Annotated in this window: 18 protein-coding genes and 2 pseudogenes; 1 reads left to right on the top strand and 19 read right to left on the bottom strand. The window is 40.4% G+C overall.

Annotated elements, in window-relative coordinates; all coding sequences use genetic code 11:
• Positions 1–148 precede the first annotated feature (148 nt).
• The 19 genes and pseudogenes from L3081_RS00085 to L3081_RS00010 form a co-directional block, all read right to left on the bottom strand.
• Positions 149–760 carry a cytochrome c family protein gene (locus tag L3081_RS00085; RefSeq protein WP_242282663.1) on the bottom strand — a complete coding sequence of 204 codons (612 nt, stop codon included), beginning with the start codon at positions 758–760 and terminating at the stop codon, positions 149–151.
• 102 nt (positions 761–862) lie between these two features.
• Entirely contained in the window at positions 863–1,900 is a 1,038-nt protein-coding gene (locus tag L3081_RS00080; protein ID WP_242282662.1) for an MBL fold metallo-hydrolase, read from the bottom strand.
• A gap of 180 nt (positions 1,901–2,080) precedes the next feature.
• On the bottom strand, positions 2,081–3,601 hold the full coding sequence (locus L3081_RS00075) for an arylsulfatase (protein WP_420839681.1): 1,521 nt from the start codon (positions 3,599–3,601) through the stop codon (positions 2,081–2,083).
• 87 nt (positions 3,602–3,688) lie between these two features.
• Complete coding sequence (locus L3081_RS00070) at positions 3,689–5,242, bottom strand: class I adenylate-forming enzyme family protein (protein WP_242282661.1); 1,554 nt, start codon at positions 5,240–5,242, stop codon at positions 3,689–3,691.
• Positions 5,243–5,266: 24 nt separating this feature from the next.
• Positions 5,267–6,301 carry an iron-containing alcohol dehydrogenase gene (locus L3081_RS00065; RefSeq protein ID WP_242282660.1) on the bottom strand — a complete coding sequence of 345 codons (1,035 nt, stop codon included), beginning with the start codon at positions 6,299–6,301 and terminating at the stop codon, positions 5,267–5,269.
• A gap of 8 nt (positions 6,302–6,309) precedes the next feature.
• On the bottom strand, positions 6,310–6,459 hold the full coding sequence (locus L3081_RS00060) for a hypothetical protein (protein ID WP_242282659.1): 150 nt from the start codon (positions 6,457–6,459) through the stop codon (positions 6,310–6,312).
• 23 nt (positions 6,460–6,482) lie between these two features.
• Positions 6,483–6,979, bottom strand: a pseudogene (locus L3081_RS26020) (aldehyde dehydrogenase family protein).
• 19 nt (positions 6,980–6,998) lie between these two features.
• Complete coding sequence (locus tag L3081_RS26015) at positions 6,999–7,232, bottom strand: aldehyde dehydrogenase family protein (protein WP_338027222.1); 234 nt, start codon at positions 7,230–7,232, stop codon at positions 6,999–7,001.
• On the bottom strand, positions 7,150–7,443 hold the full coding sequence (locus tag L3081_RS28810; RefSeq protein ID WP_420839711.1) for an aldehyde dehydrogenase family protein: 294 nt from the start codon (positions 7,441–7,443) through the stop codon (positions 7,150–7,152). Before L3081_RS28810 ends, L3081_RS26015 begins: the two co-directional genes overlap by 83 nt.
• A 19-nt stretch (positions 7,444–7,462) precedes the next feature.
• Positions 7,463–7,897, bottom strand: a complete 435-nt coding sequence (locus L3081_RS00050; RefSeq protein ID WP_242282658.1) for an aldehyde dehydrogenase family protein — start codon at positions 7,895–7,897, stop codon at positions 7,463–7,465.
• Positions 7,898–8,056: 159 nt separating this feature from the next.
• The gene (locus tag L3081_RS26010) at positions 8,057–8,434 is read right to left on the bottom strand and encodes a CoA transferase (protein ID WP_274620254.1); all 378 of its coding nucleotides are present in this window, start codon (positions 8,432–8,434) and stop codon (positions 8,057–8,059) included.
• Positions 8,418–9,203 (bottom strand): CaiB/BaiF CoA transferase family protein, encoded by a 786-nt coding sequence (locus tag L3081_RS26005; protein ID WP_274620253.1) that lies wholly within the window; start codon positions 9,201–9,203, stop codon positions 8,418–8,420. Before L3081_RS26005 ends, L3081_RS26010 begins: the two co-directional genes overlap by 17 nt.
• Positions 9,204–9,272: 69 nt before the next feature.
• A pseudogene (locus L3081_RS00040) lies at positions 9,273–9,958 on the bottom strand (enoyl-CoA hydratase/isomerase family protein).
• Between the two features lie 103 nt (positions 9,959–10,061).
• Positions 10,062–10,835, bottom strand: coding sequence for an SDR family NAD(P)-dependent oxidoreductase (locus L3081_RS00035; protein WP_242282657.1), 774 nt, complete (start codon positions 10,833–10,835; stop codon positions 10,062–10,064).
• Positions 10,836–10,898: 63 nt separating this feature from the next.
• A complete protein-coding gene (locus L3081_RS00030; protein ID WP_242282656.1) occupies positions 10,899–11,402 on the bottom strand; it encodes an acyl-CoA dehydrogenase family protein in 504 nt (167 codons plus the stop codon).
• On the bottom strand, positions 11,389–12,045 hold the full coding sequence (locus tag L3081_RS00025) for an acyl-CoA dehydrogenase family protein (RefSeq protein WP_242282655.1): 657 nt from the start codon (positions 12,043–12,045) through the stop codon (positions 11,389–11,391). Before L3081_RS00025 ends, L3081_RS00030 begins: the two co-directional genes overlap by 14 nt.
• Before the next feature lie 86 nt (positions 12,046–12,131).
• Entirely contained in the window at positions 12,132–12,539 is a 408-nt protein-coding gene (locus L3081_RS00020; RefSeq protein WP_242282654.1) for a thiolase C-terminal domain-containing protein, read from the bottom strand.
• Positions 12,533–12,757, bottom strand: coding sequence for a hypothetical protein (locus L3081_RS00015; RefSeq protein ID WP_242282653.1), 225 nt, complete (start codon positions 12,755–12,757; stop codon positions 12,533–12,535). The genes L3081_RS00020 and L3081_RS00015 overlap by 7 nt, the downstream gene beginning before the upstream one ends.
• Before the next feature lie 87 nt (positions 12,758–12,844).
• Positions 12,845–13,081: a hypothetical protein gene (locus tag L3081_RS00010; RefSeq protein WP_242282652.1), complete on the bottom strand. Its 237-nt coding sequence runs from the start codon at positions 13,079–13,081 to the stop codon at positions 12,845–12,847.
• Positions 13,082–13,865: 784 nt separating this feature from the next.
• Between L3081_RS00010 and L3081_RS00005 the strand changes: the two genes are divergently transcribed.
• The gene (locus tag L3081_RS00005; protein WP_242282651.1) at positions 13,866–14,285 is read left to right on the top strand and encodes a TonB-dependent receptor plug domain-containing protein; all 420 of its coding nucleotides are present in this window, start codon (positions 13,866–13,868) and stop codon (positions 14,283–14,285) included.
• Positions 14,286–14,456 lie beyond the last annotated feature (171 nt).

Raw genomic sequence — 14,456 nt, 5'->3', positions numbered from 1 at the left:
GTTTTGAATTTAGGTATGTAATTAATATTATTATTGTTCAATGAGTTAAGTGGGTTTTAGTTAAAGAAATTATGAGCACGAAAGCGCTGTAGGCATTGTAACTTAGGGGGTGTAGGGTTTCTTGAATACAAACCAGTGCTATGTGGAATTAACCCCTATTCGATTTAAGATCAAAATTCTTTTTGACATTAGTAGAATGACAATAGGCACACATATAATTCCAATTCTGTCCAGTATTGGTCCAAAAAAATTCCTGATGCTTTTGGGTGAACTGTGGATATAGGTGAAACCATCGTTGGCCGCCATCAGCCTTAGCACGAGAATCCCAAGCAAAAGGAATAAGCTGAACACGTCCGTCATCAAATTCAACCATGTATTGCTGTAATGGCCGGTAGCCAAAAGTATATTTTATTTGGTAGTCGTGAAACTGACCGTCCGGCCCTTCAATATTGACCCAATATTGTTCGTCTTTTTTGAAGAAACTATTTTGTTTGCTGTTGAATTCTAGTTCAGCATTGTTAAAATCAGCTAGTACTGCGTCTGGTTTTGCGTGCCGCATCGCCATATCATGATGCGAGCCTTGCCAAGCTTGGAATTGTTTTTCATGGCAGCTTTGACATTGCTCAGAGCCAAGGTAGTTATTTAAACTGCTCATTGACGTTGCATTCGTTGCTGAGATACATACAAGCATGCAAATAATATGAACAGTCCAGAATCCCAAGGTTCGGTATTTTATTGTATTAAATGGTAATTCAATCAAATGTGTACCTTGATTCTAATTGTGAACCCTTTAGTAAAGTATAAACCCAAATCGACAAAACTATTTTTCGCTCAATTAGGAATGAATAAAATAAATTTATTATCAGCATTGAATATTATTTTTTTGGTAAAAATGAATATTATTTGTTCCCTGAATCACTTCTACTTTACCTTGAGCACATAAATAATTAAGACTTGCCAAAGCTTCTCCATAAGCAAACATCAAATTGCTGTCATTTAACTTACCTTTAAAGAGTATAGGTAAAACGTCTGTAACGGTTCTTGGTTGTTGACAAAAATCATATAAGTTATTGATGTTTTTTTCCATCTCTTCAATCAACTTATTCAAGCGAACATTTCCACCGTTAAAAGGGAGTCCATGAGAAGGCAGCACTAAGGTTTTGTTATTAATTGTTTTATTAAGATAATGACAGGAAGATAAAAAATCAGCCATTGGATTGACATCTGGCCTTGTTGGCCAAACGCTTACATTTGATGAGATAGTGGGAAGTAATTGATCGCCGGAAATAAATAGGTTTAATTTTTCACAGAATAAACAGATATGCTCTGGAGAATGACCGGTACCTACATGCACTTGCCACAAATATTTTCCCAATGTAACGCAGTCTTCATGCTTCAATTGCTGATAAATACTTGGTACTGGGTAAATAAGGTCGCTGAAAATTTTAATATGCTTTAAATAACGTTGAGCTTCTTTATCACCTGCGCCGCCGAGTTGATAAAATTGCTCTATTTGGCTAAACGGTGCTTGTACCTTTTTGGCAAATAATTGATGATAAAATTCAAATTCACCTTTTGACATCAGTAATTGCGCGCTTTGCTGCTTAGATATCCGACCGACAAGACCGATATGATCGGGGTGAGCATGGGTGCAAATAACCCGACCAATAGGTTTGTTCTTTAGTTGGCTCGAAATTATTTCCAACCAACTGTTTTTTGATGATGGAGTGTTTGGTCCTGTATCAATTAATGTCCAATCGCTATCTTCTTCGATAAGCCATAAATTGATGTGATCTAAACTGAAGGGCATTGCCAGACGCAGCCAATAAATACGAGGTGATATTTCCTGTATCACATTGAATTCAGGCTGTTTAGAAAAAGGGTAAGTGATATCTGTCATCTTATGATCCTGCCATAAAGGGCTTTGTTATTCGTTTCAATATAAATGCTATACCGTCGCGTTTAGCGTTGGCGCATTGGACTGCGCCCACTATTGATTTAGAATACTCAATAGTAGGTTTATTTTGTAATTTTACATTTTAGTCATATTGACGAGGTTTTAATTTCATTACCTTTTCAGTTATAGCCTCAACATTAAAACTGGTGGATCTTGTCGGGGAGGGTACTTAATAAACGTTTTTAAGAATTGCTGAGAGACCAATATTGATTGATACAGATAAGGTAAACGCTCAAACATCCATCGACTATAGGCACCTGCTTCAAGTTGTGCACGTTCGAAAGGATCTTGACGCAAATTAAAAATAAGTGGTAATCGGAGTTGAGTATATGGTTTATGCCATACGTCGACGCCAGTGGCTTCTTGTATTGAGTACATGACTTTCCAATCACCCATGCGTATCGCTGAATATTCTCCGTCATCAGTAAAGTAGAAAAAGTTCTCTCTAGGTGAGGTAACTGATTTTCCAGACAGGTATTCAGTTAAGTCAAAACCATCTAAATGAACATTAAATTTGGTACCGTTAATCTGATGGCCATCTAGCAACTTATTTTTAATGTTAGGCTCGCCGGCAGCAGCAAGCAATGTAGGAAGCCAATCGTTGTGAGCGGCTAATTCATTAAATATAGAGCCTGGCTTAACCGTACTAGGCCAACGAACCATTGAAGGAACTCGAAAGCCTCCTTCCCATGTGGTGTTTTTCTCACCACGAAAGGGGATCATACCACCGTCAGGCCAAGTAAACATTTCTGCGCCATTATCAGTTGAGTATAAAACAATGGTATTACCGGCTATTTTTTTCTCATCTAAGAAGTCAAGTAATTGACCAACGTGACCATCGTGCTCTAACAAACCATCGCCATATAGCCCACCTCGTTTTGATAACCCCTGACTTTCTTCTTTCAAGTGAGTCCAAACATGCATACGGGTTGCCGTCCACCAGACAAAAAAGGGTTTGTCTTGTTTAACGGCTTTGTCCATAAACTTAATCGCAGCTGCCGTTATTTCGTCGTCAACTGTTTCCATACGTTTTTTAGTTAGAGGGCCTGTATCTTCAATTTTTCCATCGGCATATGAATGGATAACACCTCGGGGGCCAAATAACTTCTTAACTTGTGGGTTTTTGGGATAATCAGCAAGTTCTGGTTCTTCCTCTGCATTTAAATGATAAAGATTACCGAAAAATTCGTCGAAGCCATGCTCTGTTGGCAAAAACTCATCTTTATCGCCTAAATGATTTTTACCAAATTGACCCGTCATATAGCCCAGTGGTTTAAGGAGCTCGGCAATGGTAGGATCCTCTTTTCGAAGACCTTTATCTACACCTGGTAAGCCAACTTTGGTCAAGCCTGTACGCACGGGATGTTGACCGGTAATAAAAGCTGAGCGCCCAACAGTACATGAATTTTCACCATAATAGTCGGTGAACATGCCGCCTTCTTTTGCTATTCGGTCAATGTTAGGTGTTTTATAACCCATCATGCCGTGACTATAGGCACTGACATTAGACATGCCGATATCATCACCCCATAGTACCAATATATTTGGTTTGTCGGCGCCATAAACAGATGAGGTTATAAGGAAGGTAAGTATTATTGCTGTTGATAAGCAGCATTTAAATACGCTTTTAGGTAAAATGTCCATAGCGTCTCCATATTTAGGGTAAAAAGCTCAGCAAATTAATTGTACTGAGCTACAGGCATATTAAATTATGCGTTTATTTTAATTGGATTAAACCTGACGATCCTGATCCTTCCAAAATGTTTCACGCACTTCTCTTTTAAGCACTTTTCCAACGGGAGATAAGGGTATTTTATCCCAGAATATCACTTCTTTAGGTGCTTTTATGCTCCCTAAAGTTTCTTTACATAGCACTCTTATTTTTTCCGGTTCAATGGTTTTGCCAGGTTTTAATTCAATGACTGCAGTAATTTGCTCACCCCATTTTTCATGTGGAGTACCAATTACCGTTGACACCATCACTTCGTCAATACCATTGATTAAATTTTCAATTTCGACCGGATAAACATTAAAACCACCTGATATAATCATGTCTTTTAGTCTATCAACGATAGTGATAAAACCACGTTCGTCTTTAATTCCAACGTCAGTAGTATGGTGCCGACCAAATTTAGAAACTTCTGCAGTAGCTTCTGGGTTATTGTAATAGCAGTTCATTACTGAACCACAGCGAACAACAATTTCACCTTTTTCACCAGAAGGTAAAATATTTCCTTGTGGATCCATTATCTCTATATGGGCATGCTTAGTTGCACGGCCTGCTGAACGCAATACATCCATGTTTAAACTGCCGTCTTCGTTAATGTAGTCTTTTGGACTTTTAACAATAACAGGGAAAAGATTTTCTGTTTGGCCATATACTTCGTACATTACAGGCCCAAACACTGCTGTTGCTTCTGAATAACGCTCAGGTGAGACAGGGGATGCGCCTATGACTATTGCCTTTAAAGAAGAAGTATCAATGTCTTTAATACGAGGGTGAGCTAACAGCCCATAAAGTGCCGGCGGCGGTAAAAATATGGATTGTATTTTATGAATATCAATCGCTTCTATTACACTGTCTGGAATAAAGCCTGGTAACATGCGTAAACAACCGCCGGCTGCAATACAGCCCAAACCAAACATGCCTGCCGCGTGTGTCATGGGAGCAACAACTAAGTTTGTGTCATTTTCATCAACGGGTAACGACAGCATAATGTTTGATATGAAACATTCAAAGTTTTTATGGTTATGTACAACCCCTTTAGAAGGGCCGGTAGTTCCACCTGTAGCCATAACAATAGCCATCGCCATAGGGTCAACTTTTTCTGAAACGTACTCATCTGCAGCATCTACAACTAAGTCGTCCATAAAAGCTGATTCTTCAGTGCTCCTATCAAGGCATATAAAGTGTTTGATTGTCGGGCATTGTTGACGAACTTTAGCCACATTTTCATCTAAGCTGCTATCAAATATTAAGCAGTCAATTTCAAAAAAATTAAATAGTTCGATGTTGGTTTCTATGGCATTACCGGCGTTTACTGGAAACCAAACTAAGTCAGCCCTGTTTGTGCCTAATACTGATAAAAAAGCTTTTGCTTTATTAGGGCTATACACTGCAACTTTTTGCCCAAATAGTAAACCACATTTTGTTCGTAGTGTGTTTGCAATTTTATGGACATAAGGCTTAGCCTCTTTATAGGTATAGCTGTCGTTGTCATCAATTAAGACAAGGTTATTAGGACAACGTGATGCTGCAGCATCAAAATAGTCTGAAAATCTCATGGTAATTACTCCTCCACTTCTAGTTTATAGGGCTTTTCGTAGGATCATTTCTATTACAGGCTCAGGTACTGGATATAAAATATAGAGTACGTCGTGTTTTACACTGGCAATAGCTTCCTTTAGATTAATTTCGGTTACACCAAATCGTTTTAAAGAGCCATCGAAGTCACAGGCTCGTTGAATCCCTCTTATATGGGCTACTACTTTAGCGAGTGTTTGCTCTGCATTTAGTCCTTTGCTATCAAGTGACAGAGCATCTGCCATTCGCTGTGCATTAGGTAGGTAAAAATCCGCCGGCGTTTCAATTACAACGGGTAGCATTATTCCGTTAGCATCACCGTGTGGTATATGAAAAGTGGCACCTAAGGCATGAGAAAAGTTGTGTACAGGAAATGCGGAGAAAGCGTTAACCACTGCGTTACAAGCCATAGTACTTGCTTGTAGTAACTTTGACCGACAATCGACATTTGTTGGTTCTTTTGCCACCTTGGGCATATTTTCATTTATGACTTTTGCTGCTGTTATGGCATGAGCATCTGAAAATAGGTTCGCTTTTGGTGATGCAATGCTTTCTATTGCATGAGTTAAAGCATCAAACGCAGTGGCAACGGTAATTGACTTAGGTAAGCCAAGGGTCAACTTAGCATCTAGTACTGCCATGTCAGCATCTAAATAGGGGGCTAGTACTAATGACTTTATATTAAGTACTTGGTTGTGGATTACCGCTCCGTTTGTTACTTCAGCACCTGTACCTGCAGTGGTTGGGATGGCAATGTGCGGGATCATGCTCGGCTTTGCCTCTGGCCAAGTTTCCAATTTTAGGCCTAATTTTAAAATATCACAAATGTCAGTTAAGTGATGGTGTAAGCAATATTTTAACCCTTTAGCAGCATCTAAAACACTACCCCCACCTAATGCTAAAATACTATCGGCGGCTACAGAGCGAGCATAGGCAACTAAGTCGTTGATTGATTCTGAGCCGGCGTCGGGAGTGACTTTGGCATATACTCCCACTAATTGCATATCTGGCCCATTATTTAAAGTAAAGACGTCTTTCACTCGATTAACTAATCCACTTTTTCCAAGCCTTCATCGCTAACAAGTAATACTCTTTTTCCGCCTAACCCGCGAAATAGACTTGGCACTTTGATGATACTGTCTGCACCGCTATGAACAACGGTACGCATGTTATAAGTAAAATATCCTGAAGTTGACATGATGAGTCTCTCTTATTTTATGATTACTGTTGCGGTGAAGTATGTAGTAAAGACCACATCATTTTATTACGTGGATCACGTTCAAGTGATACGCCAATCGTCTTGGTTTGCATAAAAGCTTGTAAGCCGGCGATACCAAATTCACGACCTATACCACTATTCTTGTAACCACCAAAAGGTGCATCTGAGCGCAGCATGTGCCAGTCGTTTATCCAGATTGATCCTGCTTGTAATTGCTTGGCAATTTTTTGAGCATGAACTAAATCATCACTCCATACTCCTGCCGATAAGCCATATGAGGTTTCATTGGCAATTTCAATCGCCTGTTGTTCATCACTAAATTTAATTACACTAAGCACTGGGCCAAATATTTCTTGCTGAGCAATGTCCATATCATTTTTAACATCTGTGATTATGGTTGGTTGAACATAATACCCCCCTCAAATCCCTTGGGCTTAATCGGCTCACCACCACAAACAAAAGTTAAACCTTGTTGCTTGGCTCCGTCAATATACCCCATGATGCGGTCGTATTGATTTTTATTGGCAATCGGGCCATAAGATGTTCTTTGGATCTAACGGGTTACCTACCACTAAGGTGTCACATACTGCTGCAAGTTTTTCCATTAATTGATCATGAATGGCTTCGTGAACTAAAATGCGTGTACCAGATTCACACGCTTGGCCTGAATTAAATAAGCCGCCAAAGGTTATACCATATGCTGCAAGGTCGAGATCTGCATCTTTCATAACTATTCTTTGGGCCTTTGCCACCCAACTCCAAACCCACAAGTTTGCAACTTTCAGTAGCCATTTTTTGAATATGTTTGCCAACACAGGTAGAGCCAGTAAAAGATACTTTTCCAACGTCTGGGTGAGTAGTAAGCGCTTCACCTACACTAGCACCGTCACCATTTACTACATTTAGAACACCTTTAGGTAAAACGTCTGACAGTAGTTGCACCAAATGAGTTGTGCTTGCTATTTGTGTATATTCAGAAGGTTTAATTACAACGGTGTTTCCTGCGGCAAGGGCCGGGTATTATTTTTGCTACAGCAATAAAAATAGGAAAGTTCCAAGGCGTAATTAATGCACAGACACCGATGGGTTCTTGCCAAACTTGTGCGTGACCCGCTTCAGGTAGAGGCTTAGTGGGTAAATCAACTATATTATTAGTCGTTTTTATTAAATCAGCATAGTAGCCGATTAAATCGATTACAATAGGGATGTCCATACCGGCTGCACGGCGGATGGTACCGCCAGAATCTCGTGATTCGATAAACATTAACTCTTCAGCATGAGCCCCAATCACCTGACCACATTTGAATAACAAGTCTCCACGGTCATTGTTACTCATTTCACGCCATGAAGGTTGATTAAATGCCCGCTTTGCTGCAGCTACTGCAGCATCGACATCACCCTTGTCCCCCATAGACATGGTTGCATAAACTTCACCATTTCTTTGGGTTGATTACGTCAATTGATTCAGGCGTATGCCCTAAATAATCTTGCCCATCGATAAAATGGCCATAATGGAGTTCTTGTTGTAAAGACATAGCTTCCACCTCTGTTTTAGTAATTAATATTTGTATGTAATTTAAACAACCGCCATAGCCTTAAGTTTAGCGTATTGTTCATCAGATAAGTTCAACTGAGCTAAAATCTGCTCTGTATGTTCACCAAATTTTGGTATTTTCCCTACTTGTGATGGCGTCTTATTCAATTTCGGTCTTGGTGCAGGTTGAATTAAATCATTCTCGACGACAAAATTATGTCGAGCCACATTATGTGGATGTTCAACCGCTTCTTTGAGCGACATTACTGGGGCATAACATGCATCAGTACCTTCAAAAATATTATTCCAATGCACTTGTGGTTGAGATTTAAAGTATTTCGTTAATTTGGTTATTGCTAAAGGCCATAATGATTTATCGTATTGCATTGAAAAATTAAGATCGTCAGCAAATCCGGCCAAGCGTAATAAATTCTTTGTAAAAATTAGGCTCTAGAGCCTGAACCGTTATATATTTATCATCAGCACATTGGTAGGTATTAGCCCAAGGAGAGGCACCAGTTAAAAAATCACCGCCACGTTGTTCTCCGACTAAGCCATTGGCATACAAACTGGTTAGTAAAGTCTGCATGTACACATTGCCATCGCAAATTGCAGCGTCTATCACTTGTCCTTCACCGGTGCTAAGTACATGAATATAGGCAGCTAGCATGCCCATGACTAAATGCAACGAACCGCCGCCAACATCACCAATAATAGTGGCAGGAGGGAATGGTTTATCGTTAGCAAAACCGCTGTAAGCTAATACACCAGAAATGGAGGCATAATTTATGTCGTGGCCTGCGGCTTGAGCTAAGGGGCCATGCTGTCCCCAACCAGTCATTCGACCATAGATCATTTTTTTATTACGTGCTAAACACACTTCTGGTCCCAAACCTAAGCGCTCTATTACGCCAGGACGAAAACCTTCAATAAACATATCGGCTTGTTCAACGAGTGATAACACTAGTTGGATTGCTTCTGGTTGTTTTAAATCAAGAGCAATTGATTGTTTTCCTCGTTTAAAAAACTCTGTTTTGTTTGAGTTAAAAAGGCCGGCAGCATTTGGGTTATCGGTTTTACGTTCAATTAAAATCACTTCAGCACCCAAGTCTGCTAGCATCATGCTAGCGATAGGTCCTGGACCTATGCCGGCTATTTCTATTACTTTAATACCTTGCAATGCACTCATAATCTTTAACCTATTATTTTTTTAAAAGTCCGAAATTTACTTTTTTTAAATTCAGCTTAAACATTGCTACTAATTACCAATAAATACAGGTTTGCGTTTTTCTGAAAATGCCGCTAACCCTTCTTGAATGTCAGCAGATAAGAAATGTTCACGTAATTCGAGGAGTTCAGAATCTAGCGCTGATTGTCGAGTTTGATCCTGCGCTTGATTCGCTATTTTTTTCATACGTTGCAGCACTAATGGGCTTTTTTCTGCTAGGTCGTCACAAAGTTCTTGAACACGAGAGTACAGTTGCTCATGCTCTACAATTTCGTTAACCAGTCCGTATTGCTTCATTTCGCTTGCCGGTAATGATTTGCCTGTAAATAATAAATATTTAGCGACGTTGACAGGTACTAATTTAGGCAATATTGCCGCGCCACCGGCACCGGGGAATACACCAAAATTTGAGTGGGCGTCACCCAATGTTGCCTTGTTTGATGCAATGACAATGTCACAACACATAGTAAGTTCTAAACCGCCACCATGGTCATGCCGTTTATTGCGGCTATTACGGGTTTCGAGCAGTTGCGTAGGGCCCCAAAACTAGTACGGCATTGCATTAAAAAATCTTTTTCACCTGGCTCTGCTTTTTCAAGTACTTGCTTTAAATCAGCTCCTGCACAAAAAGCAGGGCAGTCGGTGGCGGCGAGTACTACAACGCGAATGTTATCGTCTTGTTCAAAATCGGTTAAAGCGATTGCTAAATCGTCCAAAATAGTGCGTGTGAGTGAGTTAAACGCCTTTGGTCGATTAAGTATTAACCAAACCTGATTGACCTCTTGTTTCTACTAATAATTCTGACATGTTATTCTCCTCTTAGCGTGCCTGCATGACTGTTGCAGCATCAAGACGTAAACAACGACCATTTACATAGGCATTTTCCGCAAGATAAGCACATGTGTGGGCAAATTCTGCCATGTCACCCATACGTTGTGGGGCTTGGCACATAGCAGTGAGTGCGACTTGTACTTTCTCGTCTAGTGATTTAATCATAGGTGTGCCAAATAGGCCTGGAGCGATAGAATTGACGCGAATACCATACTTACCTAATTCACGAGCAGCGGGTATATTCATGCCATTTACTCCTGCTTTAGAACTAGAATAAGCTGATTGGCCAATTTGACCTTCAAAGGCAGCACCAGAAGAAATGTTGATAACAACACCTCGCTCACCTTTTTCATCGGGTTCGTTTTTCGCCATTTGCTCGGCACATTTTGCCATGACATTAAATACGCCATTAAGGTTTACGTTAAGTACCATGGCGTATTTTTTAAGGCTGCTTGCTTTGCCTTCCTTATCCAAAATTTTACATGGCAATGGCACACCTGCGGCGTTAATGTTTACATGGATAGCATCAAATTTAGCCACGATATCGGCAACGGCTGCATCGATACTTTTTTCGGTGACATCGGTTTGACAAAATATTGCATTATTTTCACCGAGCAATGTTATAACTTCGGCACCGGCTTCAGCGTTTAAATCTAATAAAGCTACTTTCGCACCTTTTTCAGTCACCATATATTCTGCCGTTGCACGGCCTAAACCAGATGCACCACCTGTGATCACGACAACTTTATTTTGTAAATTCATTTATATATTCTCTTCGATATTTGTTAAAGTAAAGAGTAAAACTCTAGCCTTTTTTAATGTTAATCAATTATCTAAAGGCTTGAACCCTGTCAGCATACGTGCAATCAGTAGCTTCTGAATTTCAGTCGTGCCATCAGGAATAGGGCCAATAATGGCTTCACGAGCTAAACGTTCCACAACAAACTCTTTAGTAACACCGTTACCGCCATGTATTTGCACCGCTTGACGTGTGGTGTTAACACCAATTTCCGTGCCGTACCATTTGGCCATTGAACACTCTACGTCACAACGAATACCTTTATCGATCATATCGCCGGCACGCAATGTTAATAGCCTTGCTGCATCGATTTGGGTTGCCATAGTGGCAATTTTTTCAGCAATTAATTGATGTCCGGCTATTTGTTTACCGTGTTGAGTACGCTCTTGTGAATATTTAATTGACTCTTCTAATGCTCGACGACCCAATGAGTAACCCCACGCTGCCATATGACAACGAGCGCGTTCAAAAGTTACCAGTGTGTTTTTTAAACCATCGCCAATACTTCCCACGGTGTTAGCGATAGGCACACGCATCTGCCAGAAAAATTTGCGAAGTAGACTGGCTGTTGAGCGCCATTTTAGGAATGCCACGTACCTCCATTCCCGGTGTTCCTGCAGGGATCGCTATATGGGTCAATTCCCCTTCACCTGTTTTACAGGTACAAACGAATAGATCCATGTGTTCACCATTGGAAATCCAGGTTTTCTCACCATTAAGTACCCAATCATTGCCGTCTCGTACCGCACGTGTTTTCACAGCTGCAACGTCGGAGCCAACATCTGGCTCAGATATACCAACGGCGATAAATTTTTCGCCACTCAATAATCCAGGAACATATTCATCACGAATATGTTCGGGAGCGTTATTAATCAACAAATCGGCACCGACTACATTAATGAGGGGCGGCATAGCCAAATCTAAGGAAACGACAGCAACTTCTTCCCATAACAATAAATGTGTTACCCAATCCATGCCTAGGCCGCCAAACTCTTCAGGGTGTGGCGCACAAACCAAACCGAATTCGGCTAAACTTTGGTGCCGGCCTTGCAGCTGTTCTTTGCTGAAATGACCTTCACCATGTGCTTCAAGCTGTGGCTTGATTTCTTTGTTAAGAAATTTACGCAGGCCTTCGGTAGCCATTTTTTGTTCTTCTGTCATTAAAAAGCTCACTGTCTTCTCCTCAATTTTATTTTTTATTTAGTTCCGTACTTATTTTGCGAGTATATTGACTGCTACGGCACCTTCTTCTATACCAACTAGACCACCACTGTTTTCATGAACAGCGTGTCTTGCTCCTTCAACTTGACGGACACAACTTCACCGCGTAATTGAGTGACCAACTCGTGAAGTTGACCTAAACCGGTAGCACCTAACGGATGTCCCTTAGATTCAAGACCACCAGACGTGTTGATTGGTATACGTCCACCAATGCTAAAGTCACCTCGCTCAGCTGCCGGACCTGCTTCACCGAAAGGCACTAGTCCAAGATTTTCTGCATGCAGTATTTCACCCATAGCTGTTGCATCGTGTACTTCCGAGACATCCATATCTTGAGGACCAACACCTGCTTGCTCATAGGCTTCCATTGCACATAAATGAGCGCAATGTAACTCAGGATTTGAATAAGAGCGATCAGTTGCACTTCGAGTAACTGTCGCTAACACTTTGATGGCGCGATTTTTGTCAGAGCCAATGCGTTTAGCCCATCTTCGTTACAAACGATTACTGCAGCTGCACCATCAGAAATTGGCGCACACATGGGTAATGTCAGTGGGTAAGTAATAGGTGGCGCATTCAATACTTCTTCAATCGAATAGGCTTGTTGAAATTGAGACAGAGGATTGTGCGTAGAATGTTGGTGGTTTTTTGCTGAAACAGCCATTTGGCGTTAGTGGTACCATACTTATGCATATGAGCACGAGCAAATGCGGCATATACAGACATAAATACGCTATAAGGACGGTCAGACTCATGACCTTCTGGCACAACAAAATCTTTTGCAGGAGCCTAACAACCTTGCTAAATTTGCATCAGGTTCAGATAAATCCCAAGCGCCGTCAAAAACAGAAAACATTCTTGCTTTATCAGTAATGTTCATTTTCGCGCCAATGGCTAATGCCACATCACAGCTTCCCGCTTTTAACATTTGAACAGCGAGAAAACCAGAAGAGCCGCCGGTACAGCCATTCTCAACATTAAAATACACATGAATGCCTTGTATACCAATTTTGCTTAGATAGACTTGACCAGGATAAAGGTTTGTCCTTGAAGATGACCTTGAGTGGTTCCTGAATAAAAAGCGGTACCGATATCTGATTTTTCTACAACCCAAGATCTTTATCGCTGCGTCTATGCTTCATCACATAGACTTTCCATCACTGCGTTCGATGACGACCAAATGGTCATTCCGACACCGACTATATATATATTTGACATTCCAAGTGACCCTTAATTTTGACTTGCTAAAAGGCTAGCATCTCAATTTAAATAATCTCATGGGGTAATGTGTCAATGGATTCGATAGTTTGGCTTAAAATTACAACTATAAAGTGTCAATTTTACGGTCTGAAGTTTATAAACTAATGAACTGAGCATATTTAAATAATCACTCGTTGTTTTTAAATTAGGAGTGCTTATTGGTTATCACAGTTCTATTTTGTGATTTTTTGAGATAAATAAAAGAAGTACAAGATGATTGCTGCTAATTTAAGAAATTTCTTGAAGTCAATAATTTTAATTTTTCTTATAGTAACACAAACCGTGAACACTCGAAACTGCTCGTGCTATTAGACTATTTAGCTTTAGATCAGTTGATGTCTTTGTGAAAAAACCATTCAAATCCTACATGTAAAATTAGGCCTTTAAAGTCCACATCGTGGCCTATAAAACACAAGTGTATTTCTTAGTCTCTGTTAAGTTGTAAAGACAAGAATAATAAATTGTAACTAATATTTAGTGCAATATAACGAATTTAAGGCAGGTAATACATTATGAATATTAAGCATTTTCCAAAAACACCAATCGCCAAGGTATTGTGTATAGTGTTAAGCTCGGCTTCATTTGCAAGTTTTGCTCAAGAAGAAGTTAAAGCAAAGGATGTTAAGGCAAAAGGTTCTGCACTTGAAGTTATTGAAGTCACAGCACGTAAGCGTATTGAATCTGTCCAGACAGTGCCAAGTAGCATAAATGCTGTTACCGGTGAGAACATTCAAGCTATGGGGGTGCACACTGTTGAAGACTTATCTAAATACGTACCTGGTTTGGAACAGCCGCAACTGGCTAACCACAGTCGACTCTCACTGCGTGGTGTATCGTCAGGCGATAACCAGTCATTTGAGCAATCTGTTGGTACTTATGTCGATGGTGTGTATCGTGGCCGAATGAACCCGACAGCGTTCAGGTATCTTTGATATGCAACGTGTTGGTGTACTAAAGGACCGCAGGTAACGTTATATGGTAACAGTTCGGTTGGTGGCGCAATCGGTATGATTACTAATCGACCTGATGTTGGTGATGATTTAAATGGTGAGTTTACGGTTAAATATGAGTCTGAATATGAAGAAGCTCAGATCTTGGGTGGT

This window comes from Colwellia maritima, assembly GCF_022669015.1.
Taxonomy (GTDB): Bacteria; Pseudomonadota; Gammaproteobacteria; order Enterobacterales; family Alteromonadaceae; genus Colwellia; species Colwellia maritima.
Note: the sequence above shows the minus strand (reverse complement) of the source record. Positions and strands in the feature narration are given on the sequence as shown.